Annotated in this window: 23 protein-coding genes and 1 tRNA gene; 7 read left to right on the forward strand and 17 right to left on the reverse strand. The window is 62.5% G+C overall.

Annotation, left to right across the window (positions count from 1 at the left end; all coding sequences use genetic code 11):
* The first annotated feature begins 31 nt into the window (after positions 1-31).
* Both AB7531_RS37355 and AB7531_RS37360 read left to right on the forward strand, forming a co-directional pair.
* Positions 32-202 (forward strand): hypothetical protein, encoded by a 171-nt coding sequence (locus AB7531_RS37355; RefSeq protein ID WP_161495798.1) that lies wholly within the window; start codon positions 32-34, stop codon positions 200-202.
* 340 nt (positions 203-542) lie between these two features.
* The gene (locus AB7531_RS37360) at positions 543-689 is read left to right on the forward strand and encodes a hypothetical protein (protein WP_014492080.1); all 147 of its coding nucleotides are present in this window, start codon (positions 543-545) and stop codon (positions 687-689) included.
* A gap of 75 nt (positions 690-764) precedes the next feature.
* On the opposite strand, the gene AB7531_RS37365 is transcribed toward AB7531_RS37360, so the two are convergent.
* Positions 765-1,442, reverse strand: coding sequence for a ParA family protein (locus tag AB7531_RS37365; protein ID WP_028150667.1), 678 nt, complete (start codon positions 1,440-1,442; stop codon positions 765-767).
* 432 nt (positions 1,443-1,874) lie between these two features.
* Entirely contained in the window at positions 1,875-2,210 is a 336-nt protein-coding gene (locus AB7531_RS37370; RefSeq protein WP_063985509.1) for a hypothetical protein, read from the reverse strand.
* A gap of 372 nt (positions 2,211-2,582) precedes the next feature.
* Between AB7531_RS37370 and AB7531_RS37375 the strand changes: the two genes are divergently transcribed.
* Positions 2,583-3,527 carry an AEC family transporter gene (locus AB7531_RS37375; RefSeq protein WP_063985510.1) on the forward strand — a complete coding sequence of 315 codons (945 nt, stop codon included), beginning with the start codon at positions 2,583-2,585 and terminating at the stop codon, positions 3,525-3,527.
* Between the two features lie 20 nt (positions 3,528-3,547).
* Here the strand turns inward: AB7531_RS37375 and AB7531_RS37380 are convergent, their stop codons facing one another.
* Positions 3,548-4,135, reverse strand: coding sequence for a DUF4126 domain-containing protein (locus tag AB7531_RS37380; protein WP_063985511.1), 588 nt, complete (start codon positions 4,133-4,135; stop codon positions 3,548-3,550).
* Between the two features lie 242 nt (positions 4,136-4,377).
* On the opposite strand from AB7531_RS37380, the gene AB7531_RS37385 reads away from it, so the two are divergent.
* Positions 4,378-4,650: a hypothetical protein gene (locus AB7531_RS37385; protein ID WP_231143629.1), complete on the forward strand. Its 273-nt coding sequence runs from the start codon at positions 4,378-4,380 to the stop codon at positions 4,648-4,650.
* Between the two features lie 29 nt (positions 4,651-4,679).
* Here the strand turns inward: AB7531_RS37385 and AB7531_RS37390 are convergent, their stop codons facing one another.
* Positions 4,680-6,170, reverse strand: a complete 1,491-nt coding sequence (locus AB7531_RS37390) for a hypothetical protein (RefSeq protein ID WP_084795305.1) — start codon at positions 6,168-6,170, stop codon at positions 4,680-4,682.
* Between the two features lie 101 nt (positions 6,171-6,271).
* A complete protein-coding gene (locus tag AB7531_RS37395) occupies positions 6,272-7,498 on the reverse strand; it encodes a chromosomal replication initiator DnaA (protein ID WP_441280248.1) in 1,227 nt (408 codons plus the stop codon).
* A gap of 208 nt (positions 7,499-7,706) precedes the next feature.
* Here AB7531_RS37395 and AB7531_RS37400 point away from each other — a divergent pair.
* A protein-coding gene (locus AB7531_RS37400) for an IS3 family transposase (RefSeq protein ID WP_094183805.1) occupies positions 7,707-8,896 on the forward strand; the annotation gives its coding sequence in 2 pieces (ribosomal slippage) (positions 7,707-7,956 and positions 7,956-8,896; 1,191 coding nt in all).
* A gap of 447 nt (positions 8,897-9,343) precedes the next feature.
* Here the strand turns inward: AB7531_RS37400 and AB7531_RS37405 are convergent.
* The 5 genes from AB7531_RS37405 to AB7531_RS37425 form a co-directional block, all read right to left on the reverse strand.
* Positions 9,344-10,633 (reverse strand): tetratricopeptide repeat protein, encoded by a 1,290-nt coding sequence (locus AB7531_RS37405; protein ID WP_441280249.1) that lies wholly within the window; start codon positions 10,631-10,633, stop codon positions 9,344-9,346.
* Between the two features lie 191 nt (positions 10,634-10,824).
* Positions 10,825-10,968 (reverse strand): hypothetical protein, encoded by a 144-nt coding sequence (locus AB7531_RS37410; protein ID WP_166103377.1) that lies wholly within the window; start codon positions 10,966-10,968, stop codon positions 10,825-10,827.
* Between the two features lie 874 nt (positions 10,969-11,842).
* A complete protein-coding gene (locus AB7531_RS37415) occupies positions 11,843-12,652 on the reverse strand; it encodes a hypothetical protein (protein WP_231143631.1) in 810 nt (269 codons plus the stop codon).
* A 96-nt stretch (positions 12,653-12,748) separates the two neighbouring features.
* A tRNA-His gene (locus tag AB7531_RS37420) sits at positions 12,749-12,825 on the reverse strand.
* Between the two features lie 191 nt (positions 12,826-13,016).
* Positions 13,017-13,451, reverse strand: a complete 435-nt coding sequence (locus AB7531_RS37425) for a phasin (RefSeq protein ID WP_063985516.1) — start codon at positions 13,449-13,451, stop codon at positions 13,017-13,019.
* 702 nt (positions 13,452-14,153) lie between these two features.
* On the opposite strand from AB7531_RS37425, the gene AB7531_RS37430 reads away from it, so the two are divergent.
* Complete coding sequence (locus tag AB7531_RS37430; RefSeq protein WP_231143632.1) at positions 14,154-17,600, forward strand: PAS domain-containing protein; 3,447 nt, start codon at positions 14,154-14,156, stop codon at positions 17,598-17,600.
* 317 nt (positions 17,601-17,917) lie between these two features.
* On the opposite strand, the gene AB7531_RS37435 is transcribed toward AB7531_RS37430, so the two are convergent.
* Positions 17,918-19,360: an MFS transporter gene (locus AB7531_RS37435; protein ID WP_231143633.1), complete on the reverse strand. Its 1,443-nt coding sequence runs from the start codon at positions 19,358-19,360 to the stop codon at positions 17,918-17,920.
* A gap of 106 nt (positions 19,361-19,466) precedes the next feature.
* Here AB7531_RS37435 and AB7531_RS37440 point away from each other — a divergent pair, with 106 nt between their 5' ends.
* Positions 19,467-20,399, forward strand: coding sequence for a LysR substrate-binding domain-containing protein (locus AB7531_RS37440; protein WP_063985519.1), 933 nt, complete (start codon positions 19,467-19,469; stop codon positions 20,397-20,399).
* 149 nt (positions 20,400-20,548) lie between these two features.
* On the opposite strand, the gene AB7531_RS37445 is transcribed toward AB7531_RS37440, so the two are convergent.
* The 6 genes from AB7531_RS37445 to AB7531_RS37470 all read right to left on the reverse strand — a co-directional run bounded on the left by AB7531_RS37445 (position 20,549) and on the right by AB7531_RS37470 (position 26,440).
* A complete protein-coding gene (locus AB7531_RS37445) occupies positions 20,549-21,721 on the reverse strand; it encodes a thiolase family protein (RefSeq protein WP_063985520.1) in 1,173 nt (390 codons plus the stop codon).
* A gap of 189 nt (positions 21,722-21,910) precedes the next feature.
* Positions 21,911-23,500 carry a phosphoglycerate dehydrogenase gene (gene serA / locus AB7531_RS37450; protein WP_063985521.1) on the reverse strand — a complete coding sequence of 530 codons (1,590 nt, stop codon included), beginning with the start codon at positions 23,498-23,500 and terminating at the stop codon, positions 21,911-21,913.
* Between the two features lie 237 nt (positions 23,501-23,737).
* Positions 23,738-24,910 carry a phosphoserine transaminase gene (locus AB7531_RS37455; RefSeq protein WP_028151805.1) on the reverse strand — a complete coding sequence of 391 codons (1,173 nt, stop codon included), beginning with the start codon at positions 24,908-24,910 and terminating at the stop codon, positions 23,738-23,740.
* Between the two features lie 79 nt (positions 24,911-24,989).
* A complete protein-coding gene (locus tag AB7531_RS37460) occupies positions 24,990-25,181 on the reverse strand; it encodes a hypothetical protein (RefSeq protein ID WP_014492058.1) in 192 nt (63 codons plus the stop codon).
* 173 nt (positions 25,182-25,354) lie between these two features.
* On the reverse strand, positions 25,355-25,819 hold the full coding sequence (locus AB7531_RS37465; protein WP_063985523.1) for a GNAT family N-acetyltransferase: 465 nt from the start codon (positions 25,817-25,819) through the stop codon (positions 25,355-25,357).
* A gap of 30 nt (positions 25,820-25,849) precedes the next feature.
* Positions 25,850-26,440, reverse strand: coding sequence for a glutathione S-transferase family protein (locus AB7531_RS37470; protein ID WP_063985524.1), 591 nt, complete (start codon positions 26,438-26,440; stop codon positions 25,850-25,852).
* Between the last annotated feature and the right edge of the window lie 43 nt (positions 26,441-26,483).

The raw sequence follows: 26,483 nt of genomic DNA on the forward strand, positions 1-26,483 counted from the left end.
CACCATCTCAATCCGGAAAAGAGATCGACCTATGGACATTCGTCAATGGCGCGATGCGCTGAAGGCGGCATGGGAACGCGTTTCATATGCGAGCGAGTTATCCGACTGGCTGCGGCGCGATATCGGATTGACCGCGGATGAGGTGAAATCGCGCGCGGACTACATCGACGAGATCAGAAGGAAATACAGCGAGTGGGTTTAGCGGCGGCGCGAGTCCTTCACCCTCCCCTGGAGGGGGAGGGTCGGTCGCGCGCAGCGCGAGCGGGGTGGGGTGATCTCTCCACTCGGGCACTGTTGGCTGCGGAGGCACCGTCACCCCGCCCCGCTACGCATTTCACTTCGCGCAATGCGTAGCGACCCTCCCCCTCCAGGGGAGGGTTAGAACGTGCCCGTAGTTAACCCGCGCGAACGCGCGCACCGCGCTGGCATGGTTAATCCGTGGTAGCACCTGTGTTCGAATGCGCCCGAAATTGCGATCCGGATTCTTAAAACATCGCGGCTATCACTGGCGCCCATAAGCGAAGAAATCGCGGGGGCGTTTTGTGAATATCCAGAATGAAGTGGCGTCGCATTACGACGCCGGACAGCAGAGCTTTACCACCGAGGACATTCTCTGGGCCGCCGGCATTTGGTCGGTGATCCTGACGCTGTCGCCGGTCATCGTGTTCTACATGCTGATGGTGGCGTAACGCATCTCCACCGGGCCAAAACGCAAAACGCGCGGACTTCCGCGCGCTTTCCGTCCGGGGAATGATTTATGAAAATTATGCCGCCTGCTTGTGCATTGCGCCGGATGCCGACGCCGTGCCGCGAATAGCCTTCACTGAACGCTCGATTGCCGCCCACAGCCTTGCGATTTCCTGGGCCGCACGGCTCTCGGCCTGATACTCGCGCGCGCCTTCGCCGTGGCTGAGCGCCATCAGCAAATCCGAACGGTTGGTGATCTGGCCGCCCCACACCGGCGCGCGGAATTTCGCCAGCGCCTCGCGGGCGATGGTAACGATCGGGCTTTCGGACTCGTCGCGGCGCGCCGGCGCACCGTTGAGCACGACCGCGTAGGGCTTGCGCGCCGCGCGGCACATCTGGATGGTTTCCTGCACTGCGTTGACGTCGAACACGCCGGGACGTGCCGGAATGACCACCATGGTCGCGTTCTTGATCGCGTCGTCGACGACGGCCGAGAGATTCGGCGGCGTGTCGATCAACACCCATTCATAACCGTCGCGCTTGGCAGCGGAGACGATGCCGCTGACCGAGTTCACGGCAGCCTTGATCGGCGGCTCGTTGGTGCCGCGCAGCTTGTGCCACAGCGTCAGCGAGCCCTGCGGATCCGCGTCCACGAGCATCACCTGCTTGCTCGCCTTGATCTGCGCGGCGAGATGTGCGGCCAGGGTACTCTTGCCCGAGCCGCCTTTACGCGATGCAAAAACAATTACGTTCATACCTCTGGCCTCCAGATTGACCCCAGATCACGAAAATGAATCACCGCGCTGATTCGGGAAAGAAAAATTTACCGGCAGTTGCCTCAGAGCCACGAAATAACAAGACGTGTTGGCTTTTGAGTCACACTGCTTCGCGCGACCAGGATACCAATCGCAACGAAACGCCCTTCACGCCGGCAATCCCACGCTTTTTCGGCAGCAACGCGGGAAAAACGGAATGCAACCTCGCCGCGCAAACCCTCTCGCGACTCTTTTCCGTCGAACGCGCTGGTAATTGTCGCAGGCGTCCGCACGGCGAGGCGAACAAAAGGAGTCCGGAGGCTGGCGCGCAGCTGATGCCGGCAACACACATGCAGGGGACACCGACGCGAAGACGCTTCGCGCTGTTGCCCTGACGCGACGAGCTTCAAAGAAAGAACGCTGGCCCCGCGCTCAGCTTTCGCTGGATTTCTTCTTCTTGGCCGCCTTCTGCGAAGGCTTGGTGCTCTTCTTGGCCGTCGGCTTGCCGGCGCGAGCCTCGCCGGGCTCAGGTCCCTGACGGAAGAACACTTTGCACTGCGGCGAGAGCTGCGATTTCTTCTGGATCATGCAGGCGGTGATGGCATCGACGTTCGGAACGAACTCGCCGCACAGCCGCATCGCGTCCGGCGAGCAGGCCTGCTGCTCCTCCTGCGTGTAAGCGAAGCCGGCGCCGGGATGGACCAGGACGGCGAGCGCAATGCCCGAGATCGCAGCAGCCAAGGATTCTTTGAAACGGAGCGCCGGCATCGATCCCCCCACATGTCGAGTTAGAGCGAATAGTGGGTGAACGGGCGTTCGTTGGCAACGAGGCCTGAAGCGAAAACGGCCACCTGTGCGCTCCGGGCAACAGGCCGGTCGGCCCGGCGCGGTCCCATCCCGGGCACGATGTCGCGCTATCAGGCTAAGCCTTTGGCAGGGCTGGCGAGATCGGGTCCGCGCGCGGCTTCAGCTTCGGTCCAGCAAAAAAACGCGAAAACAACCCCATGCACAGTAGCCAGGCCACGGCGGCCATTTACGGATTTTACGAAGTCGATTTGACTCGTCGGGCAAAACAGCGGCATGATGGCATGATCGAGAACGTGGGGTGGTCGTGTGATGTCCCCGTGAGATGAGGGGCGCATGGCCACAGTGTTGATCGTCGCGCCGGTGTTCGCCCTGATCGCGGCCGGCTATGCGTCGGTGCTGTTTCGCTTCGTCTCCGAGACCGCGCACAAGGGCATCTCCGAATTCGCCTTCAGCATCGCCATTCCGGCGCTGCTGTTCCGCACCATCGTCGTGTCGGAATTCCCCGATGTCAGCCCCTGGCGGATGTGGGGCGCCTATTACGGCGCGCTCGCCATCACCTGGATCGCGGCGCTGGCGCTCTCGGCATGCTTGCGCGAACGGCGCGAAGACCGCGAGGACGGCGTCGTGTTCGCGATCGGCTCGGTCTACGGCAACATCGTGATGCTCGGCATTCCGCTGGTGCTCTCAGCGCTCGGCAACGAAGCCGCAGGCCCGATGTCGCTGATCCTGTCGGTGAACACGCCGCTGCTCTGGCTTTGCGGCATCCTCCAGATGGAGCTTGTCAGCCGCAAGCGGACGGGCTCGGTCCTGTCGGTCATCCGCCCCGTGCTCGCGGATCTCGCGCGTAATCCGCTGATGCTGGCGATCGGTTTTGGCGTGGTCTGGCGTTTTACGGGGCTCGGCCTCAACCCCGTCGTCGACCGAACGATCGAACTGCTCGCGCAGGCGGGTTCGCCGGCGGCGCTGATCGCGCTCGGCATCAATCTGTTTCGGTTCGAGGTGAAAGGCGAGATGCTGAGCGTCGCCGCGATGAGCGCGCTCAAGCTGCTGGCGATGCCGGCGGTGGCGTTCGTGCTGGCAAAGCTGCTCGGTTTGCCTCCGGTCGCGGCCGGCGTGATCGTGCTGTTCGCGGCGATGCCGACCGGCGCGAACGCCTACATCTTCGCGGCGCAGTATCAACGGCTGGTGAACCCGGTGTCGGGGGCGGTGGCGCTGGGGACGCTGCTGGCGGCGGTGACGCTGCCGGTGGTGGTGGTGATCGTGGCGGGGGTGAGGTAGCCGCACGAGCAGTCACGCGGTCATCCCGGTTGATCCGTGCGAGGAGCTGACCTCCGCAAGCGCAGGATCAAACGTATCGCCAGCCAGAGCATCAGAACGACGAGCACGAAGGCGGCAACCGGCGCAGCCAGGGCAAGAAGCGATACGAGGAGTGCACCGCCCAGTTCGGCGGTCGCAACGGTTGAGTTGCCGAGGCCAGCCGTCAGGACCGTCGATTTGGCCCGCACGGCCGCGGTGACGCCATGCACTATGCCGGCCGCGCCGCCACCCGCGACGATGGCGGCCGTCCATTTCATCATCGGTGGAAGATCTGCCATGGTCGCCGCCGACAGGATGGCTCCGGCGATCACGGCGACAGGCGCGGCGATGACATCGAGCACATTATCCACGCCGGGAATGAAATACGCACCAACCTCCAGGAGCGCGGCCACGCCAAGCATGAGCATTGCAGCAGGTGTTCCAAGCCACGCGAAACCGTCGCCCAAAGGAAGCGAACCCGAGTAAGCGGCCACGCTGGCAACCAGCATCGGCAGGAACACCCGGAAGCCCGTCGCGGCCGCAAGACCGACACCGAGCGCAATCGACAACGCGAGATCGGAGTTCGACATGAGATCCCCAACGATTGTTGCGCTCGAATTTCCTCGAAGGTTAGACGTGATGCGGCCGAGGTCATTTGGATGAGAACGGCCATCGACGCAGATCGCAACGCGCAATCAGGCTACATCGCGGAGGATGATCAAACCAAGCCAGAAATGTTGACGTAGCCGATCACTGCGCATTTCTTCCACTTCGAGTTCAAAGGCGAGCAGCATCGCAGTGATGGGCGCGCTCAAGCTTCTGGCGACGCCCGGTGGTCGCGTTCGTGCTGGCAAAGCTGCTCAACCTGCCGCCGGTCGCGGCCGGCGTGCTGTTCGCGGCGATGCCGACCGGCGCGAACGCGTACATCTTTGCGGTTCAGTATCAGCGGCTGGTGAACCCGGTGTCGGGCGCGGTGGCGCTGGGCACGCTGCTGGCTGCGGTGACGCTGCCGCGTGGTGGTGGGGGTGAACGTGGCGGGGGGGAGGTAGCTTTGGTTAGCGTGCGCGTGTCCGCTGCGTGCTCAACGCGCTGCACAAGTGCATAGGCGGGCGTTGAACGAAAACATTACTTCGGTCAGCTCCCCTCCTCTTGCCCCCTCACCAACCCCAAGAGCCGGCGGAACTCCTCATCGTTCGAATCGCTCTTCCAAAAATTGATGAATTGGCAAACTACTTGAAGGTTGCCTGCCTCGTAATGACCGTCGCTGTCGATCCGATCCAGCGATGGCAGGAGGTTCTTGTTCGCATTGGGATTGACAAATTCAAACGGGATTCCGGTTAAGGCGCAACAGTTACCCTGTAGATCAAGCAAAGATGCGATAAGCTTCTCTAATTCAGCCGCAGTCATCCGCAATTCTTTGTTCTTCAAAATCCGTTGGACGCTTTGTCCGTTGGCGTTCCTTACCGTATTCTCGACCGACAGGCGCATTTCGATGATGGACTTCTCGCGTCCGCCAAGGATGCGCCCATCGTCTCTGGCGCCTGGCGCTTTAGCGATCGAGCCTTCCGATTCACGCTTTAGCAGCGTCGAAAAAACCCAGCAGAAGGTGTGTGCGTCAATAAGGCGGATATGTCTTAGGCCGGCGCCCTCTTCAATAAGCGGCCGCAACGAAGCGAGCGTACGGTTGTACGTCGAATAGTTCTCCCAGCCACATTGGAGTATGGTCGAAAAGTATATATTGAGTGCTCGAAATGCGCGGTCGAAACCGGTTGGCTGAATCGGCATAAATCGATCCATGTCCTTAAGAAAGAACAGATAGGCCAACAACGGATATTTGCGGGCCGTCAGATCGCTCAGTCGATCAAATGTTGCGCCTTCATCAGCGTTGCCTCGATAGAGTCCAAAAAGTAGACCTTCGATGTCACGGCGAAGCTTCGGTTTCGCCCGCGCTTCCAACAACTCCCGATGGTCGCGGTTGGCATGACCGTAGCGGTTTTGCCAGAACACAAGATTATTCGTAAGTTTGCGGCCACTGTCCTGTATCTCAATAGCCTCGATCGTACGCTCCAAGATCGCGCCTGAGCCGATACTCTCTTCCGTCCATTCCCCTGCTCGAAGCAATCCAAGGGCATGATCACGCAGACGCGGCTTATAGCCTTCCCAGACCGCAGCAAGTCCTTCGTCAAACCCTTTGAACGGATGACCGGACTTTGTCGTGACGAGTCTCTGGAAGCGTGCGAACGCTTCGCTGAAGGCAGACGGGTCAATGTCAGCGGCCATAGTCGGCCGAGCAGCGTTTCCGGAACCGGCATACCAATCAAGAAACCTGTCCAAAGCGCCGGGGCTATCGACTTCGACACGCAGCGTGGAGGGCGACCGAAGCCGTAAAAGCGGCCCGTTGATGTTGGAGTTTCCGTTTGAGGGATTATCCATCAGGCGCACACCATCGAGCTTCGGTGGAGCCGGCGGCTCGAACCAAATACGTGTTTCGCTGGCCTCGCGATGAAGGGCCAGGACCTTCCCGGTTGGCGTCGAGAAGCCGATCACATAGTCGGTGGGCGGTTTAGCGGGCTTGCCCAACCGTGACCTAAGAGTTGCTTCAGCGTCTGCAGTCACGAGCGGCATTCACAATCTCCGGCTTGCAATACCCGGCCGCTATCTGCTTCGGCCTTCCATCCCCATGAGGCCAAGGGCCTTCTCTTATCATCGAGCTATCAAGAGCTTTATTACTTTCGTTTGCTGGCTGAGAGTTTTGGTATCGCATCAATCACTACAATCTCTGACGCGCGTTCGCCGCGCGCAAGTCGCCCTTCTCGAACTTTTCTAATCTCATTGAACTTATTGCCTCCATCTCCGTAGTCGATAATGACAAATACTGCGAAATCAGTTTGTGAGGCTGTTTTGTAAAATTCCAACTGCTTTTCGTATCCGTGCACAACGGTGCCACCGGATCGCTTCATTTCAACTAAGACGCGCGCCTGATAGCCGCTTGAAAACTTGAAGTCGATGGGGCCACCACCCATGTTTGCTTCAGGTGAGATGTCAACGTCGTTCGCTTTACAAAAGCAATCCGCGATCGCGTAGTAGATTAGTTGAGAGGCCCGTTCTTTCTTTGGCTTCCCGTTCACCCACAGCTCTTCCCACAGATTACCTGCCTCAACATGACGCCTAAACAGCTCAATGGTGTCGATGACCACACGAAATATCTCGTGCGCTCCGAGTTTGAGATTGTAGGCAGCCGCCTGCTTAAGGTCCGGAAGTCCGTTTGTGAGAATTTCTTTGAGGCGATAGTAGCCGAGCGCATCCAAGTTGGGGTCGTAGTTACTTACATTACCCTTTACGGCTGCTAAGAAGAAATCAAAGTCGGACGCTGACCCTAACGCGGCGGTACGCAGCGCAGCCTTCCGCTCCGCCACTGTCGGCTCCGCAATGCCTCCCAAGAGTCGGTTGACGCGTTCTCGGATACGCGCGTTTTCCATGGCTGCCCGCTCTATATCCGACCAATCATTCGCGATTGGCAAATCGCGCACGATGTCGGTCGGCACGAGAACGATGGGCACCTGCTTGCCTCTGGCGTTCACATATTTTGGCAACTTGTGAGTTGGACAAACGTCAAACGAGAAGACTGGCACCCCATGCGCTTGACAGAAAGCCTCTGTGATCTGCGCCAAGTCATCCATGATCACCGTTGTTGTCATATCGCTGATTGTATCAGGCCCGACATCCTCCTCGAAGAAGCCCATCAGAGAGATCATTTCCGGGTCGCTTGCGCCCAGCGTGATCACCTCCTTGCTTGTGCGGAGGATCGTTTCGCGAATTAGCTCTGGCCTCGAATTTCCTGATCGGCCGGTTCCGCCGTAGCCAAGTCCGTTTTCTGGCGGCTCGCTCAAGTCAAGCTGTCGTCGAGCACCTTTCCATGCTGCATCACCTTCGCCATTGGAGATTGCAAGCATGCGGACCAATATCTCGAAGTGCTTGCGAAATCGCTCGGCTGCGGCTGTTGCGATAATTTGGTTTCCGGACTTCGCTAGGAGGACCGGATCGATGAACAATGGTACGTCTACATCCACGAATGGATCTATCAGTCCGGCGGCCGCTGACCTTGCCCCGCGGGTTTAATCCAGTTTGAAGTTCGTTCTGGCCCACGACAAGGACCAGAGCATGAAGCGCAGCCGCTTTTCGGAAGAGCAGATCATCGGGATCTTGAAGGAGCATGAGGCCGGCGTGTCGGTCGCCGATCTGTGCCGCAAGCATGGCGTCAGCGACGCCAGCATCTACAAATGGAAGGCCAGGTTCGGCGGGCTGGAGGTCTCGGAGGCCAAGCGGCTGAAGACGCTGGAGGACGAGAACACGCGGCTGAAACGGTTGCTGGCCGACGCCATGCTGGACAACGCAGCCTTGAAGGACCTCGTGGGAAAGAAATGGTGACGCCCGCGGCCAAGCGGAAAGCTGTCGCCCATCTCCGAGACGCCTTCGGGATGAGCGAACGGCGGGCGTGTAAAGCCATCGGCTGCTGTCGCATGACCATGAGATACCAGACGACCCGGGCGGACGATGCCGGTCTTCGCCAACGCATGAGGGCGATCGCCCAGGAGCGCCGCCGCTTTGGCTATCGGCGCCTCCACGTTCTGCTCAAGCGGGAGGGCTATGTGATCAACCACAAGAAGCTGTTCCGGCTCTACCGGGAAGAGAAGCTTGCGGTGCGTCGCCGTGGCGGCCGCAAGCGGGCGATCGGGACCCGGGCGCCGATGACGGTGCCGATGGCGCCGAACGACCGCTGGTCGCTCGACTTCGTATCGGATCAGCTCACCGATGGTCGCCGCTTCCGTATCCTCACCGTGGTCGACGACTGCACCCGCGAGTGCCTGGCGCTGGTGGCCGATACCTCGCTCTCGGGCCCCCGGGTGGCGCGGGAGCTGGACCGGCTGATGATTGAGCGCGGCAAGCCGAAGATGGTGGTCAGCGACAACGGCAGCGAGCTCACCAGCAACGCCATCCTGACATGGGCTGATCAGAGCCGCGTGGCATGGCACTACATCGCGCCGGGCAAGCCCATGCAGAATGCCTTCATCGAAAGCTTCAACGGCCGGCTGCGCGATGAACTGTTGAACGAGACGCTGTTCACGTCGTTGGCCCAGGCCCGCGTCGCGCTCGGATGCTGGCGGGCCGATTACAACGAGGCACGACCACACTCGCAGCTCGGATGGAAGACGCCGTCCGAGTTCGCCTTCACCTGCCACCCGCGCCGGGAGCCGGCGCTGCGCTATGCCGAGGGCTCCGCGCCGGCTCCCGCCGCTGCCACCGTCCAACCGGGCAAATCCAACAGCCGGGGCGAACTCAGGACTGGATAAAACTTGGGGGCAAGGTCACCGCCAATGCTTGCGACTGAACTTTGAAGTAGGTTGAAAATAGGGTGGGATTATGCACGCGAGCCATGATGATGGCACTCTACTCGCGTCCTAATTGAATCCAAATGATACTTTGGCGATGATCGGCGAGAACGAGTGCGTACAAACTCAGGTGTGCGCCGCATCCTAAATTCGCTACCCAAAGGAAGCGAACAGAGTGGTTCGATTTAGAGGGTTAGTAAGACTGGTACAGTTGGGTGGGTACTGCCGCCGCTCAACTTTGTCTTTGATAAACCTAGCTTTTTTGCTCGCCAAAGATCGGCTTTTGCAGCGCGTTTTTGTATTCTTGAGAAGCTCGACGTAGCCGGAGCACGACTGGCACTGAAGCTTCACGACCATCTAATAGGGAAGGCACTTGCGTGCTCTGCGTCGGCTTCCAGAGCTTCTTCTCTATTCTGGCAGCCCTGCCTGCCGTAGCGCGCTGTTCATTTTCTCGATGTATTCGGGCTGAAAGCAGAACATTCGATAATAACTGTCGGCCTCGCGAATGGTGAAATCCGGGCGCAATTTCAGCAGCTTTCCGACCTCCGCCTTGGCCTCGTCGAACCGACCGAGAAACGGCAGCGCGTACGCCTGATCGAGATGACTGAGCCAAAAACCCTCAAGGTAGGCGTGCCGGAAATCCTCAAGCGCCTGTTGGTATTCGCCTTTCCACCAGTGTCGCTTTGCGGGCGCTAACCACCAAGCAAACGAGGCATTGGGACCCGCCAAGCGAATGGCCCTTTCGGCCATTGCGGTCCCGTCATCCCAGTCCCCCATGAAGGCGAGCCACATACCTCCTGAGAGGGTTCGCGCATCGTTGGAATTGAGCGCGAGGGCCTTTTCCAATTCTTGTCGGTACAGGTGGATTTGACATTTGGTACTCATCGCCAGAGCGTAGGTTCTTTGAGCGAACGCATCGTCGGGTGCAAGCTCCACGGCCCGTGTCGCGCCCCGTAAGATTTCCTCGTTCAAATACAGACGCTTATCGGTGTGTTGAATTTGGTCGGACGGTAGACCGATCCCCATGCTTCTTTGGTTAAAAAGAACAGTGGCGCGTGCTGACCACGCGAATGCGTTATTCGGCTGTCGCTCGGTAAGTCGCTTGGAGCACTCTAACGCTTTCAGAATTGCGGATGACAATCCACGTACAGACCCGACTACCGCATGAACAATACATTCATATGGACTGAGTTCGAAGACCGGCTTGTTCTGGGATTGCGAGTAATCTGCGTTCATAATTGCGCCGGGGTAGCCACCAATCTGCACGGCGGCGGCGTCGCCAATTTCGTACGCGGACGTTTCCGTTTGCACGCCTTCGGCATTCGCATCGAAGGACTTCGACCAAATCTCTGTACCAGTGCGCAGGTCCGAAACGTGGATATTCGCGCGAGCACCGCCGCCCAATGGATGAACCTCACCGCTCACCAGATAGTCGACTTGCGCCTTCCGGGCCGCTTTGATGGCATCATCACCTTCCTTTAGAAAGTTTGCAGCGGTTGCGCGCGGTATCACTCGCAAAGTGCTGAACCTGCCGAGGGAGGATGCAAGTTGTTGGGTTACCCTCTCGGCAAACGAAACAAGCCCCGGCGCGGCGATGGGGCTCGAAACAGGCAATACAGCTACTGAAGGCCCCTTCGAGACGATCAGACCGGTGGACGCGGCAGTCGTGGTCGTATCTCTGCCGACGTGGCTGTGCAAAATGTCCCATGCGTGCCAGTAGCCCGCGAGCCCGCCGACCACAGCACCAACGGACGCAATGATCGCGCCGAGTTTCCCAAGGCGAAGACGCAGGCGAACGATGCGGATTTGCTATCGTTCAACTTCGGAGCGTCGTTTAGGGGCGTGTCTGCCACCGTCCACCGTTCCTCCGAACGTCAACCTTTGGAAAGTTACAACCAGGTTGCAAAGCTGTCCATATAAGGGTCTTCGTGGTAGCTGTCGGGCGCCTCGGGGTAGATGACATTCCACACGAGATGGTCACCGAACTCCCGCCAGTATTTTGCTGGATCGGGATTGGCCTCGTGCTGCTTCACGAACCAAACGTACCAGCGCCCAGCGAGTGCTATAGCGTTAAGCCGAGAGGCTGGCCTTCGCCATTCCTATGCGCCCGTAATGCAGCGATACGGGTCTCAATCTCAGCTAACCACTCGCCGTGCTGTGACTTCGCAAAGGGGATTGGCGTCCCGCTCGGTATCCGAAGCTGAGCTTCCCAGCGCACCCCATACAAGCGCTCATAGTCGTCGCGCACATCGGCCGGGATACCTTTTCGAGCGATAAAGCCGCCACCCTTCGCTCGAACTAACTCAACCATCCGCAATGCCATTTGTAGCGCCTTTTGTATTTTAGGCGGCGCAAATACATCAGGCCTATCAGTAAGTTGCTGGGAAAGCGGACTTATCCGCAACGGTGGTACAGTTGGGTGGGCTCGAACCACCGACCTCCTGTTCCCACAGACAGCGCCGAAGGGTCGACACGGGTTCGCTCAACTGTCAATCACAGGAGGCCTGCCACACGCAAAAGCCGCCAAGGTCTCCCTCGACGGCTCGTGCCGTTGCGTTTGCGTAGAGGTACTGTGTCGAGCGGTGCTCGAACGCAGCCCGTACTCGCTCTTATTGGACGCACGCGACCTTCAATGAGGGCCGGTGGGTGCGTTGCCAGTGTGCCGGGCCAACGATCCCCGATCCCTATGAGATGTGACTGGTGGCGATGCTCTTCAAGCGAGCACTGCTGTCCCATTCGATGAAATGGCAAAGCGCGTTTTCAATTGAGCACACTTCGATCATCATCAGCAATCAAGGTCAGCAACTGATCCACCACAACCCGGATACACGTGTCGAAACTCGTATCGGTGATGATTTCGCCGAGGGCGGAAGGGGTCTAGCGGCCTTAAAACGTGCGCCCGGCGTTCTACATGCTAGGCCTTCCGGAGCTAGGTCGGAGGGACCACTCTCGCTGCATCTCAAGGAAAACGGCCCGCCAACGGGTCACCGTCTTCGGCGCCGGCTTTGTTGCAAGCACGAAAGCCTCAAAAAGCTCCCAGCAACTCACACTGGGCGAGCGCGGCGCCCCGTCTGCGAACGGCGGGAAGGTATCGGGCCTCTCGTCACGGGCGTAGTCGCCATTCGCGCGCTTCTCCAATAGCTGGATTGCGGGCAACAGATTGTCGCTGACAGCGTCCACGAACAGCGCATGCGCGGTAAGGTTCAACGCCTTCCCCTCGTTGGCGAGGAAGGTTGCGACCCGCGCCAATTCGGCAATCTGCGGCCTCACGGCTTCCCGCACCTCTGGGTCATATTGCCAATCTGCGTGAGGGTCGGACCCTGGATCCTCTTCGTACTCGTCAGGCGCCTCTGGGCGGATCACATTCCACACGACGTGATCGCTGAAGTCCCGCCAGTACGTTGGCTTCCCTGGATCGGCCTCGTGCTGCTTCACGAACCAGTTGTACCAACGGCCCGCAAGCGCGATTGCGTTGAGCTTGGTGAGTGGTTGACCCTCGCCATTCCTTTGGGCCCGCAGGGTCGCGATGCGGGTCTCGACCTCGGCCTCCCACTCTCCGAGGCGGGCCTTGGCTTCGTGCTTAGGCGTACCGGCCGGAAGCCTGAGGTGCGCCTCGCGCTTGTGCCCATAGAGCCGTTGGTAGTCCTCGCGTACGTCCTCGGGGATGCCCTTACGGGCGAACCACCGACCATCTGCGGCTCGATTCAACGCGACCATTCGCAACGCCATTTGTGCAGCCTTTTGTATTTTAGGCGGCGCAAATCCTGCTGGTCTATCAGTAAGATGCTGGGAACGCGGTGTTATCCGCAATCTTGGTACAGTTGGGTGGGCTCGAACCACCGACCTCCTGTTCCACAGACAGGCGCTCTAACCAACTGAGCTACAACTGCATCCTTGCGAGCCGCCTTGGGCGCCTGGACGGGCCGTCGACCTAAGGGGGGCTGGACGGGGCGGAAACTAGGTGCAACGGGCGTTTTTGGCAAGGCCGCAAAACCCGAGAATCGCGCTTCCGACGAGGTTATTTCCAAAGCAAAACCCGGGCTCTAGGCCCGGGTTTCTTAATTTAAACCAGCCGGCCTAATCAGGCGGCGGGCTTGTAGAACTTCGAGGCAGAGGCCTTGATCGGCTCGACGGTCTCGGCGGCGACGCGCTGGGTCAGCTCGGCCAGCTCCTTGGCCTGGGACTGGAAGGTCTCGAGCTGGGTGCGGGTGTGGCCGGTCCACAGCTCCAGCGCTTCCGCCGGCGACTTGAGGCCGAACAGCTGCTGGGCGAAGTCCAGCTGGGCGCTGGTATTGGCCTTCATGAACTCCACCAGCTTGGCGGTGTACTCGCTCGCGCCCTTGTTGGCGGAGGTGAACACGGCCTCGACGGTGCCGTTGTGGGTCTCGGCCGCGTCCTTGAACTTGGCGTAGCTCTCGCGGGCCTGCGACACGCCCTTTTCGGCGAACGCACGCATCTGCTCGGGAACCTCGAACGGAATGATCGAGGCAGAAAACGGATCAGTCGCACCTGTCATGATGTCCCTCACGATAAAGAAAAAATGGAGTGAGCCTTCTGGCGCGCCCGCCGGCCCCGACCTAGGCCTCAAATTCAGCGGGAACGAACACTGGAACGCGATACAAGAAGATGGCTCGCCCAGCGCCGATCACTATCGCTGCCTAAGATGTCAACATTGTGCAACGCAAACGTGATCCGGGCTGCGCCGCGAAATTTAATCGCGGTCAGGGTGATGGTTCCGCCTGAGGGAACCCTGGGTTGAGGTAGTCTGGTGCCTGCTGGCCGCTCTCTTACCCTCCCCTGGAGGGGTCGAGACGAGCGGAGCTCGCTCGGGGGTCGATCGCGCAAAGCGCGAGCTGGGTGGGGTGATCTCTCCACTCGGGCACCGCCTCCATTGAGAGACTGTCACCCCACCTCGGTTCGCATGCCGCTTCGCTGCGTGTGAACCGATCCTCCCCCTCCAGGGGAGGATGGGCACCTGTGATGCCGCTGACGATCTGGCGCATTTCGCTGGGCTGCCCCGCCCGCGAATTCTGCGGATGCCGTTGGGCTGCGGCTTGCGGGGGCGGCTACATTAAGGTTATCGCGGCTTTAGGCTTGGCCGTGTAGACCGGAGCCGTGGACCTGCCTGCGCCTGCGCGCGATACTAACCCTTTCTTAAGGCTGTCATTCCGGCAGCCTTGCACCCTGATGTTGACAAGCGAGACTTGAAGCCGGTCGGATGACGAGTTCGGATTTCCAGTTGCGAGGCGTGGGCGATCCCCGGCTGGCCGTGCACGCGACCTCTCCGTTGCCCGCCTGGCTCTGGTCGATCGACGGCACGCGCGTGCTCTGGGCCAATCCGGTCGGCGCAAGGCTGTTCGGCGCGGCCCATGGCACAGCGCTCGCGGACAGGACCTTCGGCCCGGCGGACAGCCATCGCCGCCAGGTCGCCCGGCTCGCGCGCCGGCTGGCGCCGAACGGCGCGATCAGGCTCGAACGGCTGCACGGGTTCGGCGCCCGCTTGGGCATGCTGATGACCTGCGCCTGCGCCCGCCTCGACTTCGCCGATGGAAGCTCCGGCGTGCTCGTCACCGCGATGGATCCGACGCTGCGCTCCATGCCGCTGGTCGAACGCCTGCATCGTCTCGTCGAGGGCGCCAGGGTGCCGATGGCGGCGTTCGCGCCCGACGGCCTGTTCGTCGGCGCCAGCGAAGCCGCCCGCTCCCTGCTCGGCTTCCGCGATCTCGGCGATGCCGGCCTCGACCAGGCCCGCAGCGATGCGCTGATGAAAGGCCGCGCCGAGACGCCGATCGGCATCGGCCAGATGGTGCTGCAACGGGTCGGCATCGGCGCCGATGTCGGCCTGGTCGCGCTGATCGAGCCTGCCGCCCGGCCGGCGGCGCCCGATGTCGAAGAGAATAGCGCGCGCGAACAAGATGCTCAGCCCGCGCCCGACGCTCCGCCGGTCCCTCCGGCTGCGGTGCCGGACCATGCGCGGCCTGCGCGCCCGAACGAGGCCGCCTCCGGAATCGCGCTGTTCGACGCCTTCGCCGAGCCGGTCGAAACGCCGGCTCCGAGCGAGACCGTCCCGCCATCGGAGGCGATCGCGGACGCGCACGCCTCGAGCGACGCGATGCCGGAGGTCGTCACGATCCAGGAGGCGGCCGAAGCGCCTGTCCAGGAAACTGTCAGCGAAGCGATCGACGCCGCGCCCAAAACTCCGGTTGAAAACCCGCGAGAAGCCATTGTGTCGCCGCAGGCCGCGCCGATCACCTCACACATGGTCGAACCGCCGCCAGCGGAGCCGTCCGCACCGCGTCAGCATCCGCTGCGCTTCCTGTGGCAGGTGGATGCGGAGGGGCGCTTTGTGCTCGGCTCAGACGAGTTCATCCACCTGATCGGCGCACACACCGCCGCCGGCTTCGGCCGCCCCTGGCGCGAGATTGCCGACGAGTTTGCACTCGACCCTGATGGCCGCGTGGCGCAGGCGCTTGCAAGCCACGACACCTGGGCCGGGATCACCGTGAACTGGCCGGCCGACGGCGGCGAGCATCTGCCAGTCGAGCTCGCGGGCCTGCCGGTCTACGACCGCGAGCGCAATTTCGCGGGCTTCAGGGGCTTTGGCGTCTGCCGCGATCTCGACGGACTGAACCGGCTCGATGCGCTCAGGCGCTTTGAGCTGTTGGCCGCGCCGCCCGCACAGCACGGCCTCTCCGCCGACGTCGTCGAACTGGATCCGGAGCCGGAGCCCATGGCGGAGGCACCGCCTCCGCCGAGCGAGCCGCCCGCACCCGAGCCTGAGCCTGAGCCGACACCTGAACCCGAACTGCCCGAACCCGTAGCCGACGCGAATTCACACCCAACCGATCCGGAAACACCAGTGGAAACGCCTCCCAATGTCGTGCCGTTCCGCCCGCCCGGCGATGCGCGATCGCCGACGCTGACCCCGGTCGAGAACAGCGCGTTCAACGAGCTCGCCCGGCAATTGTCCGAGCGCCTCGAACGCGAACGCGAGACCATTGCCGCCGTCGCGTCCGAGCCGCCGACGGCGGAAACCACGCCCGAACCTCCGATGCCGGAGCCCGAGGCGCCGCAGGCGCCGGCCGAATGGCTGACCGAACCGGCGCCGCCCGCGCAGGGCCACAGCGTGCGCGACCGCGCGCTGCTCGATCTGCTGCCGACGGGCATTTTGATCTACCGGCTCGACCGGCTGCTCTACGCCAACCCCGCCTTCCTCGCGCGCATGGGCTATTCCAATTTGGGCGCGCTCGAGGATGCCGGCGGGCTGGACGCGCTCTATGTCGAGCCCGGCGTGTCGTCGGCGAGCAGCACGTCGCAAGCCGGCACGCCGGTGACGATCAGCGCGACGGTGGCGAACGGCGAAGAGCCGCTTCCGACCACCGAAGCGCATCTGCACACGATCGACTGGGACGGCGCGAGCGCGCACGCGCTGATCTGCGCGCTGCCGCAAGCGGCGCCCGTCGTTGTTGCGCCAGTCATCGCGCCGCCTGTCGTCGTCGAACCCGTCGTCGCGGAATCCTTCCCCTACGCGCCCGAACTCGAGCCCGAGGCCGGCGATGCCGACGCCCAGGATCTCGCCGCGATCCTCGACACCACCGCCGAGGGCATCGTCATGTTCGATGCCGAAGGCAACATCCACGCCTGCAACCGCAGCGCGGAAGCGCTGTTCGGCTATGACGGCGAAGCGCTGATGCAGCGGAACCTGGTGACGCTGTTCGCGCCGGAGAGCCAGCACGTCGTGGTCGACTATCTCGAGAGCCTCAAGAGCCAGGACATCGCGAGCCTGCTCGACCACGGCCGCGAGGTGCTGGGGCGCGAGAAGAAGGGCGGCGTCATTCCGCTCGCCATGATCATGGGCCGCACCAGGCCCGACGGCCCGAACTTCTTCGCCGTGTTCCGCGACCTCTCGCAGAACAAGAAGGGCGAGAGCGAGCTCAAGAACGCCCGCCGTCTCGCCGACGGCGCGGCGAATGCCAAGGCCGACATGCTGGCGCGGATCAGCCACGAGATCCGCACGCCGCTCAACGCCATCATCGGCTTCGCCGAGGTGATGATCTCCGAGCGCTTCGGGACGCTCGGCAACGAGCGCTACGGCGAATACATGAAGGACATCCGCGCCTCCGGCGAGCGCGTCATCACCATCATCGACGATCTGCTGGAGCTGTCGCGGATCGAGACCGGCAAGCTCGATCTCAATTTCGCCAACCTCAATCTCAACGATCTCGTCGAAGCCTGCGTCACGGTGATGCAGCCGCAGGCCAACCGCGAGCGCATCATCATCCGCACTTCGCTCGGGCATGCGCTGCCGCAGGTGAGCGCGGACGCGCGCGCGATGCGGCAGATCACCATGAACCTGATCTCGAACTCGATCCGGCTCGCCAGCGCCGGCGGACAGGTCATCGTCTCGACCGCGCTCACCGACCGCGGCGAGATTGCCCTGCGCATCCGCGACACCGGCCACGGCCTGAGCGAGCGCGAGGTCGCCGCCGCGATGGAGCCGTTCCGCACGCCACCGCCCGGCGATGCCGCGGACAGTTCGGCGCTCAGCCTGTCATTGACCAAGGCCCTGGTCGAAGCCAACCGCGCCCGGTTCAACATCAAGAGCGCAGGCAATTCCGGCACGCTGATCGAGGTGGTGTTCGCACCGGTGGCGGTGGGGGCTTAAGTTGCCTTCAACCTCTCCCCGCCCTTCTGCGGGGAGAGGTCGGATCGCCCCCGGCGACGCGCAGCATCGTCCGGCGCGATCCGGGTGAGGGGCAGGGCAACGTGCAGCCACGATGGGCGGTCCACCCGACATCTCTGATGCCGCCGAACCCTTCATACCCTCAACTCAAATCAAGCCTGTGGAGACAGCCCCTCACCCCACCCTCTCCCCGTAGGAGCGGGGTGAGGGAGCGAGAGAGCGGCGCGTCCCTTACTGTTCAACCAAAACTCATCTCGCTCTCTGGCAAAGCCCAAGCAAAAAGGGCACGGCGCGCGCCGCTATGCAGCCTGTTTCCCGTCCATGAGCCAATAGACGATGGCGGTCAGGGCAAGGGTCGATGCGCCTGCAACGATGAACGCGGCGAGATAGTCGCCATTCGGGCTGAGTTGCAGGGCCGCGCCCAGAAGCGCGATCCCGAAGCTGAAACCGATTTGCCGCATCGTGACGCAAATGGCCGATGCGGTCGCCGCACGATCGCCGGGAACCGCCGACACGGCGGCGGCGGTGATCTGAGCGTTGATCACGGCACAGCCTGATCCGCTGACCAGCAACGCGATGACGGTCATGGCCAGCGTGCCCGGCCCCGCATGTGCGCCGGAGATCGCGCCAAGCGCCAGGTCAGCCACGCCGATAAGAGCGAGACCACCACAGAAGAACGACCGTGACGGGATGCGGGTCGTCAAGGCCGCGCCATAGCGCGGCAACACCATCATCGGCAACGTGAGCGCGACCAGGAGCCAGCCCGCCCCGAGCGGACTGAGTCCCAATGGTCCGCGCGCCAATTGCGGCACGTAGACGAGCAGCGACCAGAATCCGGTCGATCCCGCGATCGGGACGAGGCACATCGCGATGAATTGCCGGGATCCGAACAGCTTGAGATCGAACGCCGGGTTGGGGTGCCGGCGTTCCACCCAAACGAACAAAAGCAGCGCAATCCCCGAAGCGGCGAGGCCCGCCAGGAACGTCGCCGACGCGATGCCGCCGAGCGCGGGCGCTTCCAGCAACATAAACGCGAGCGTCGCCGACGTGATCGCAAGAAGGCCGGCACCGAGCCAATCCACCTTGGCGCTCGAACGCTGCTGGTCGAGCCCATTGCCAATTCTGCACAGCACCAGAACAACCAAGAGTGCGCAAAGCGGCAAGTTGACCCAAAAAATCCAACGCCACCCGATCGTATCGGCCAGCAACGATCCGAGCGGCGGGCCAGCGACCATCGAGGCACCGACGATCGTGCCCCAAAGTCCAAACGCCCGCGCACGGCGAGGCCCCTCGTAGGCACCGGCAAGGAGGGCGGACGAGGTGCTGGTGATGCAAGCACCGGCGATACCTTGCAATGTGCGGAATGTCAGCAGAACGTCGAACGTGGTCGCGCACGCACACAGCAGAGAAGCCAGGCCAAACAGCCCTGCACCCCAAGTGAACATTTGAACGCGTCCGTATCTGTCGGCAAGGCTACCTGCAATCGGCAGACAGAAGATCAAGGCAAGGCTATAGACGTCGATGGCCCAGGCCGCTCGCGCGGAAGCGGCGCCGAGGTCGCGGCCAATGTCGGGCAAGGCAGCTGCCAGAGCGGTCAGGTCGACTTGAAACAGAAAGCCGCTCAAGCACGCTGCAAGCAGCGTCGCCGTTTCCAGGGACATGCGATTGCCGCGATGGCCGTCGTCGGCACGCCAACTGGCGCTCCGCGTTTCATCATCATTCTGCTGGGGTTTGTCGAGCATGATCGTTGCGGCCTCCATCGAGCATGGATGGCCGGGCAACAGGCTCTGGTCGAATGATGGTTCCTCAAAAGCTCATGAATCTGTATCATGGCTTGAGGAGACCGAGATGCCACGCCGCTTGCCACCCTTCGCACCCCTCGTCGCGTTCGACGCCGTCACCCGCCATGGTTCATTCACACGCGCCGCGGCGGAGCTGGGCGTCACACAGAGTGCGGTCAGCCATCAGATCCGAAAGCTGGAGGACCATTTCGGGGTCGCATTGTTGCAACGGCAGAACCCGGGGATCGGGATAACACCCGCCGGCGCGCAGCTCAGGCAGGAGCTTGCGGCAGCACTCGACGCGCTTGGTGCGCTGGATGCTCAGGTGCGGCGGCGCTCGAACCGAACGACGTTGCGCGTGGGCGCGAGCTCGGCGTTGGCAACATGGTGGCTCGTCCGCCGTCTGCCGGACTTTACGGCGCGACATCCGTCGATCAACGTTGATCTCAAACCACTGGAGACAGGGGACAGCTCAAGGCGGCCGCTCGACGTGCGAATTGTCTGGAACGCGAGCGAAGACGCACGGCGGACGTCGACGCAATTGCCGCTGTTTTGGGAGCGGATCTTTCCCGTCTGCGCGCCGCACCTGTTGCCCCGGCGGCGTCCCTTGACCGACCCCGACGGCCTGCTGGCCCTGCCGCTCATCCACAAAGGCGACAACGCGACCGGCGACTGGGGCTGGCCCTCCTGGTTCAGACGCCTGGGATTGCCGAAATCGGGCGCTGCCGCCGGCAGCCTGACGCTGGACGACATGGGAATGTGCATGTCGGCTGCGGCCGAGGGGGCCGGCGTGACACTGGGGCGCTCGCTTCTGATCGCAGATGCGGTTTCGTCTGGACGCCTCGTGTCCGCACTCGCCAATTACCCCACAGTCGAGTGCACAAAAATTCAGGTTGCCCAGTGGCCAGCCGATCTGATCGGCGATCGCAGCGTCGAATTGTTCGTGAACTGGCTCGCCGAGCAAGCCGAGACGACCGTGAAGAATATGTCGGCTGCCTAGTCCAAGATGCGTCTTGCTGTCGCGAGCGGCGCGCGATCATGCCGCGCACCGTGTCCAGGAACCTGCTGACCTCGAGCTTGAGGCGATTGCTGCAACGAAAAAGGCACGGCGCTTGCGGCGCCGTGCCTTTCTCATTCACGTGGCCTGGCTCAGCTGTAGATCTCGAACAGGCCGGCGCCACCCTGGCCGCCGCCGATGCACATGGTCACGACGCCCCACTTGGCCTTGCGGCGCGCACCTTCCTGGAGGATGTGGCCGGTGAGACGCGCGCCGGTCATGCCAAAGGGATGACCGATCGCGATCGAGCCGCCGTTGACGTTGTACTTGGCGGGATCGATGCCGAGCTTGTCGCGCGAGTAGAGGCACTGGCTGGCGAAGGCCTCGTTGAGCTCCCACAGATCGATGTCGTCGATCTTCAGGCCGGTGCGCTTCAGCAGCTTCGGGATCGCGAACACCGGGCCGATGCCCATCTCGTCCGGCTCGCAGCCGGCCGTTGCCCAGGCGACGAACCGGCCGAGCGGCTTGAGGCCGCGCTTCTCGGCATCCTTGGCTTCCATCAGCACCACGGCGGCGGCGCCGTCCGAGAGCTGGCTGGCATTGCCGGCGGTGACGAACTTGCCGGGGCCCTTCACCGGCTCGAGTTTTGCCAATCCTTCCAGCGTGGTTTCAGGACGATTGCACTCATCGCGATCGACGACGTAGTCGACGATCGATTCCGCCTTGGTCGCCTTGTCGACGACCTTCATTTTGGTCTTCATCGGGACGATCTCGTCCTTGAACTTGTTCGCCTGCTGGGCCGCGGCCATGCGGCGCTGCGATTCCAGCGAGAACTCGTCCTGGTATTCGCGGCTGAGCTTGTAGCGCTCGGCGACGATGTCGGCGGTGTCGATCATCGCCATGAAGATATCGGGTGCGACCTTGAGCAGCTCCGGATCGATCGATTCCTTCGGCGAGCCGCCGCCCGGGATCGAGATGCTCTCGACGCCGCCGGCAACGATGCAGTCGGCGCCGTCGGAGCGGATCGAGTTGGCGGCCATCGCGATGGTCTGCAGGCCCGACGAGCAGAAGCGGTTCACGGAGACGCCGGCCGTGGTCGTCGGCAGGCCGGCGAGCAGCGCGGCCTGCCGGCCGATGTTCGGCGCGCCATGGGCGCAATTGCCGAGATAGCAATCCTCGACATAGTCCTTCTCGACGCCGGCGCGGTCGACCGCGTGATGAATGGCATGCGCGGCCAGCGACATCGGCGGCGTGATGTTGAACCCGCCGCGGCCGGACTTGGCGAGGCCCGTGCGTGCATAGGAAACGATGACGGCTTCACGCATTGTCTTCTCCCTTTTCGAACGATTTTGAACGGAGCGTCCTGGACGCCATTGGTACACAAAGTTCGACTGGCTTGGGAGAAATAAAGCGGGCCGCAGCATTAACAAAAACGCCGCCCTCTCGGGAGGGCGGCGTGGTTGTTCCGCAGGTCGGAATATATGACGGCCGTCATTCCGTGGCGCGCGAGCGCCTCAGAACGTCAGTGCCTTGACCTGCTTGACCTGCGGCAGGGCCTGCACCTTGGCGAGCAGATCGGGCGGCACGACGCCATCGACCTCGATCAGCGCGATGGCATCGGAGCCCGGCGCGACGCGGCCGAGATGGAAGGTCGCGATGTTGATCTTGGCGTCGCCCAGCAGGCTCGCGAACTTGCCGATGAAGCCCGGCTTGTCCTCGTTGGTCACGTAGATCATCGACTTGCCGAACTCGGCGTCGACGCGGATGCCCTTGACGTCGACGAGGCGCGGCTTTCCGTCATGATACACGGTGCCGGAGACCGAGCGCTCCTGGCGCTCCGTCGCCACCGTGACGGTAATCAGGCTCTCATAGTCGCTCTGGGCGGCGCGCACGATCTCGTCCACCACCATGCCGCGCTCCTTGGCGACGACGGGGGCGGACACCACGTTGACCTCGCCCAGCATCGGCCGCAGCAGGCCCGACAGCACGGCCGAGGTGATCGCCTTGATCTTCATCTCGGCGACGTGGCCCTCATAGGTGATCTGCACCTTGAGGATGCCGGATTCGGTCAGCTGGCCGGCGAACGAGCCGAGCTTCTCGGCGAGCGAAATGAACGGCTTCAGCTTCGGCGCTTCTTCAGCCGTGATCGACGGGAAGTTGACGGCATTCGAGATCGCGCCGGTGAGCAGGTAATCCGACATCTGCTCGGCGACCTGGAGCGCGACGTTCTCCTGCGCTTCCGTGGTGGAGGCGCCGAGATGCGGCGTGCAGATCACGTTGGGATGGCCGAACAGCACGTTCGCGTTCGCCGGCTCCTCGACGAAGACGTCGAAAGCGGCACCCGCAATGTGCTTGGAGTTCAGCGCATCGACCACCGCCTGCTCGTCGACGAGGCCGCCGCGGGCGCAGTTGATCAGGCGCACGCCCTTCTTCATCTTGGCGATCGCGGATGCGTCGATGATGTTCTTCGTCTTCTCTGTGAGCGGGGTGTGCAGCGTGATGAAATCGGCGCGCTTCAAGAGGTCGTCGAGCTCGACCTTCTCGACACCGATGTCCTTGGCGCGCTCCGGCGACAGGAACGGATCGAAGGCGACGACCTTCATGCGCAGGCCGAGCGCGCGGTCGGCCACGATCGAGCCGATGTTGCCGCAACCGACGACACCGAGCACCTTGCCGGTGATCTCGACGCCCATGAAGCGGTTCTTCTCCCACTTGCCGGCCTGGGTCGAAGCGTCGGCCTGCGGGATCTCGCGGGCGAGCGCAAGCATCAGCGTGATGGCGTGCTCGGCGGTCGTGATCGAATTGCCGAACGGCGTGTTCATCACGATGATGCCCTTGGCCGTGGCGGCGGGAATCTCGACATTGTCGACGCCGATGCCGGCGCGGCCGATCACCTTGAGGTTGGTCGCCTTCTCGAGGATTTTTGCGGTCGCCTTGGTCGCGGAGCGGATGGCGAGACCGTCGTAATTGCCGATGATCTCGGCAAGCTTGTCCTTGTCCTTGCCGAGGTTGGGCTGGAAGTCGACCTCGACACCGCGATCCTTGAAGATCTGCACGGCAGCGGGAGAGAGCGCGTCGGAAATGAGAACTTTGGGTTTGGTCATGGGGATGATCCTTCGCCTTCCCTAACGGGAGGATCGGCCTGCGACGGCCGGAATTGAGTGAAGAAGCTTTGTCTTCCCCCTCTCCCCGTTCTTACGGGGCGAGGGTTGGGGTGAGCGGCAGCCACAGGCGAAGGTGCAAGCGGAGAGAGCCCCTCACCCGGATTGCTGCTGGACGATGCTTCGCATCGCCAGGCGCGATCCGACCTCTCCCCGTAAGAACGGGGAGAGGTGAAAAAACTAAGCTGCCTTGGCGAGCTGTGCCTTGGTCTCGGCGAAGGCCCAGTCGATCCACTGGGTCAAGAGCTCGACGTCCTTCGCCTCGACGGTGGCGCCGCACCAGATGCGCAGGCCGGCCGGCGCATCGCGGTAGTAGGCGAAGTCGTAGCCCGCGCCTTCCTTCTCGACCAGCGCGACCAGCTTCTTGGAGAAGTCGGCCTGCGCGTCCTCGGAGAGCGAGGTGATCGCGGGATCGGTGAACTTCAGGCACACCGAGGTGTTGGAGCGGATCGCGGCGTCCTTGGCCAGGAAGTCGATCCAGGGCGTCTTCGCCTTCCAGTCGGCCAGCACCTTGGTGTTGGCGTCGGCGCGCGCGATCAGCGCCTTCAGGCCGCCGATCGACTTGGCCCAGTTCAGCGCATCGAGATAATCCTCGACGCACAGCATCGACGGCGTGTTGATGGTCTCGCCGACGAAGATGCCTTCGTTGATCTTGCCGCCCTTGGTCATGCGGAAGATCTTCGGCAGCGGCCAGGCCGGCTTGTAGGTCTCGAGCCGCTCCACCGCGCGGGGCGACAGGATCAGCATGCCGTGCGCGGCTTCGCCGCCGAGCGCCTTCTGCCAGGAGAAGGTGACGACGTCGAGCTTGGCCCAGTCGAGCGGCTGCGCAAACGCGGCCGAGGTGGCGTCGCAAATGGTCAGGCCTTCGCGGGTCGCGCTGATCCAGTCGGCGTTCGGTACGCGCACGCCTGACGTGGTGCCGTTCCAGGTGAACACGACGTCGCTGTTGGGATCGACCTTCGAGAGATCGGGGATTTCACCGTAGGCAGCGTTGAGCTTGGTGACGTCCTTGAGCTTCAATTCCTTGACGATGTCGCTGACCCAGCCCTCGCCGAAGGATTCCCAGGCGAGCGTGGTGACGGGCCGCGCACCGAGCAGCGACCACAGCGCCATCTCGACCGCGCCGGTGTCGGACGCCGGCACGATGCCGATGCGATAATCGGCGGGCACTTCAAGCACTTCGCGCGTCAGATCGATCGCGAGCTTGAGCTTGGTCTTGCCGACCTTCGCGCGATGCGAACGGCCGAGCGCTGCGTCCTTGAGATTTTGGGCGTTCCAGCCGGGGCGCTTGGCGCAGGGGCCGGAGGAGAAATGCGGCACGTTCGGCCGCGAAGCGGGCTTCGCTACAGTCATGATCTACCCTTCCAGATAGTAAGCCTCCCGTTGGGGGGAGGTGTCCCGCCGCGGCTGATACGGGAAACGGGAAGAGTCGTCAAGGAAGTTCCGGCGTCTCACGCTGGAGTGAAGGCGCTTCCGGCGCAATCTTGGGGGATTCGACCACGGCAAGCGCGTTCAGCAAGTCCGTGGCATCGCTGATCAATTGCGCGGCACGACGGCGGCTGCCGACTTTCAAAATGCATTTGTCATTGGCCTGCACGACGTAATCGTTGCCGACTTTGATCATGGAATAGCTTGTCATCGAAATCCCCGAACCGACCGAGCCCGGTGTCTGACGCTGCCGTAGCACCGTTCGTTCCCGGCTCAACGTGAACGACGGCTGGGTAGTTTACCGGCTCTTAATATGAACGAATGCGCGATCCGAATTTGCTGATCGCGCAAGGCTCGCGACGAGCTGCGTCAAAAGCGGACAGTCATACCGACGTGACTCGCAGCGAACCCGAGCCGCTTGTAGAAGCGCTGCGCGTCTGTTCGCGTCTGATGCGTCAGCAGTTCGACCAGATTGCAGCCGCGCGCTTTCGCTTCCGCGACCGCCCATTGCACCAGCTGCTCGCCGATGCCGCGGCTGCGACAATCGGAAGCAACGCGGACATCTTCGAGCAGACCGCGGATGCCGCCTTGCGTGCTGATGCCCGGCAAGATCGCAAGCTGCAGGCAGCCGACCACCCTGCCCTCGCTCTCTGCGACCACGAGCGTGAGATTTTGATCGCGCGCGACCCGCTCGAACGCCTGGTAATAGGACTCAGGCAGCGGATCCTCCACGCGCTCGCGGGCGCGCCCGAGATGATCGTCGGCAAGCATGGCGACGATCGCCGCAACGTCCTCGCGGCGCGCGGGACGGATGGAGACGGACTTCTCGTTCATGTCGGGAAACTCCAAGAATCAGCGCGACTCTCAGCGCGCCGGTGGAAGGCCGAGCCAGGCTTCGGCCTCGCCGATCCAGCGGCGGATGGCGGCATGGCGGCCGAGATCGAAGCCACCTTCATGCGCGAGGCGGGTATAGGCGAGCAGCGAGACGTCGGCGAGCGAAACTTCCTCGCCGGCGAAGAAGCGGCTTGCCGCAAGATGCTGCTCCATGCGGTCGAGCGCCGCATAGCCGCGCTTGACCTTGTCAGGATCGAGCTCGGACGCATCCTTGCCGAGATAGACCAGCTGGAAGCGGCACACCGCGATATAGGGCTCGTGGCTGTACTGCTCCCAGAACAGCCATTCGTCCATCTTGGCCGCAGTGAAGGTATCGCGCGGAACGAGCGCGCTGTCGCGGGCGAGATAGCGGATGATGGCATTGGACTGCGCCAGCGTGCGGCCGTCGTCGAAGGCGACAGTGGGCACCTGGCCGGCGCCGTTCATTTTCAGGAATTGCGGCGTGCGCGTCTCACCCTTGCGGGTGTCGATTTCGATCCAGTCGTAGGGCAATGCGAGCTTGTCGCAGACCCACTTCACCTTGAGACAATTGCCGGAATTGGTGTCGCCGTAGATCTTCATCGCCGTCGCCCCGTTTTGGAGCGACAGAGCATCAGGACGGAGG

The sequence above is a fragment of the Bradyrhizobium sp. 63_E2_N1_3 genome (assembly GCF_052076005.1).
Taxonomy (GTDB): domain Bacteria; phylum Pseudomonadota; class Alphaproteobacteria; order Rhizobiales; family Xanthobacteraceae; genus Bradyrhizobium; species Bradyrhizobium barranii.

Coding starts and splice junctions, on each gene's coding strand:
- AB7531_RS37355 (WP_161495798.1), top strand. CDS start 32: ATGGACATTCGTCAATGGCGCGATGCGCTGAAGGCGGCATGGGAACGC.
- AB7531_RS37365 (WP_028150667.1), bottom strand. CDS start 1,442: ATGAACGTAATTGTTTTTGCATCGCGTAAAGGCGGCTCGGGCAAGAGT.
- AB7531_RS37370 (WP_063985509.1), bottom strand. CDS start 2,210: ATGCCGGCGCTCCGTTTCAAAGAATCCTTGGCTGCTGCGATCTCGGGC.
- AB7531_RS37375 (WP_063985510.1), top strand. CDS start 2,583: ATGGCCACAGTGTTGATCGTCGCGCCGGTGTTCGCCCTGATCGCGGCC.
- AB7531_RS37380 (WP_063985511.1), bottom strand. CDS start 4,135: ATGTCGAACTCCGATCTCGCGTTGTCGATTGCGCTCGGTGTCGGTCTT.
- AB7531_RS37390 (WP_084795305.1), bottom strand. CDS start 6,170: ATGCCGCTCGTGACTGCAGACGCTGAAGCAACTCTTAGGTCACGGTTG.
- AB7531_RS37395 (WP_441280248.1), bottom strand. CDS start 7,498: ATGCTTGCAATCTCCAATGGCGAAGGTGATGCAGCATGGAAAGGTGCT.
- AB7531_RS37415 (WP_231143631.1), bottom strand. CDS start 12,652: ATGGTCGCGTTGAATCGAGCCGCAGATGGTCGGTGGTTCGCCCGTAAG.
- AB7531_RS37425 (WP_063985516.1), bottom strand. CDS start 13,451: ATGACAGGTGCGACTGATCCGTTTTCTGCCTCGATCATTCCGTTCGAG.
- AB7531_RS37430 (WP_231143632.1), top strand. CDS start 14,154: ATGACGAGTTCGGATTTCCAGTTGCGAGGCGTGGGCGATCCCCGGCTG.
- AB7531_RS37435 (WP_231143633.1), bottom strand. CDS start 19,360: ATGCTCGACAAACCCCAGCAGAATGATGATGAAACGCGGAGCGCCAGT.
- AB7531_RS37440 (WP_063985519.1), top strand. CDS start 19,467: ATGCCACGCCGCTTGCCACCCTTCGCACCCCTCGTCGCGTTCGACGCC.
- AB7531_RS37445 (WP_063985520.1), bottom strand. CDS start 21,721: ATGCGTGAAGCCGTCATCGTTTCCTATGCACGCACGGGCCTCGCCAAG.
- serA (WP_063985521.1), bottom strand. CDS start 23,500: ATGACCAAACCCAAAGTTCTCATTTCCGACGCGCTCTCTCCCGCTGCC.
- AB7531_RS37455 (WP_028151805.1), bottom strand. CDS start 24,910: ATGACTGTAGCGAAGCCCGCTTCGCGGCCGAACGTGCCGCATTTCTCC.
- AB7531_RS37460 (WP_014492058.1), bottom strand. CDS start 25,181: ATGATCAAAGTCGGCAACGATTACGTCGTGCAGGCCAATGACAAATGC.
- AB7531_RS37465 (WP_063985523.1), bottom strand. CDS start 25,819: ATGAACGAGAAGTCCGTCTCCATCCGTCCCGCGCGCCGCGAGGACGTT.
- AB7531_RS37470 (WP_063985524.1), bottom strand. CDS start 26,440: ATGAAGATCTACGGCGACACCAATTCCGGCAATTGTCTCAAGGTGAAG.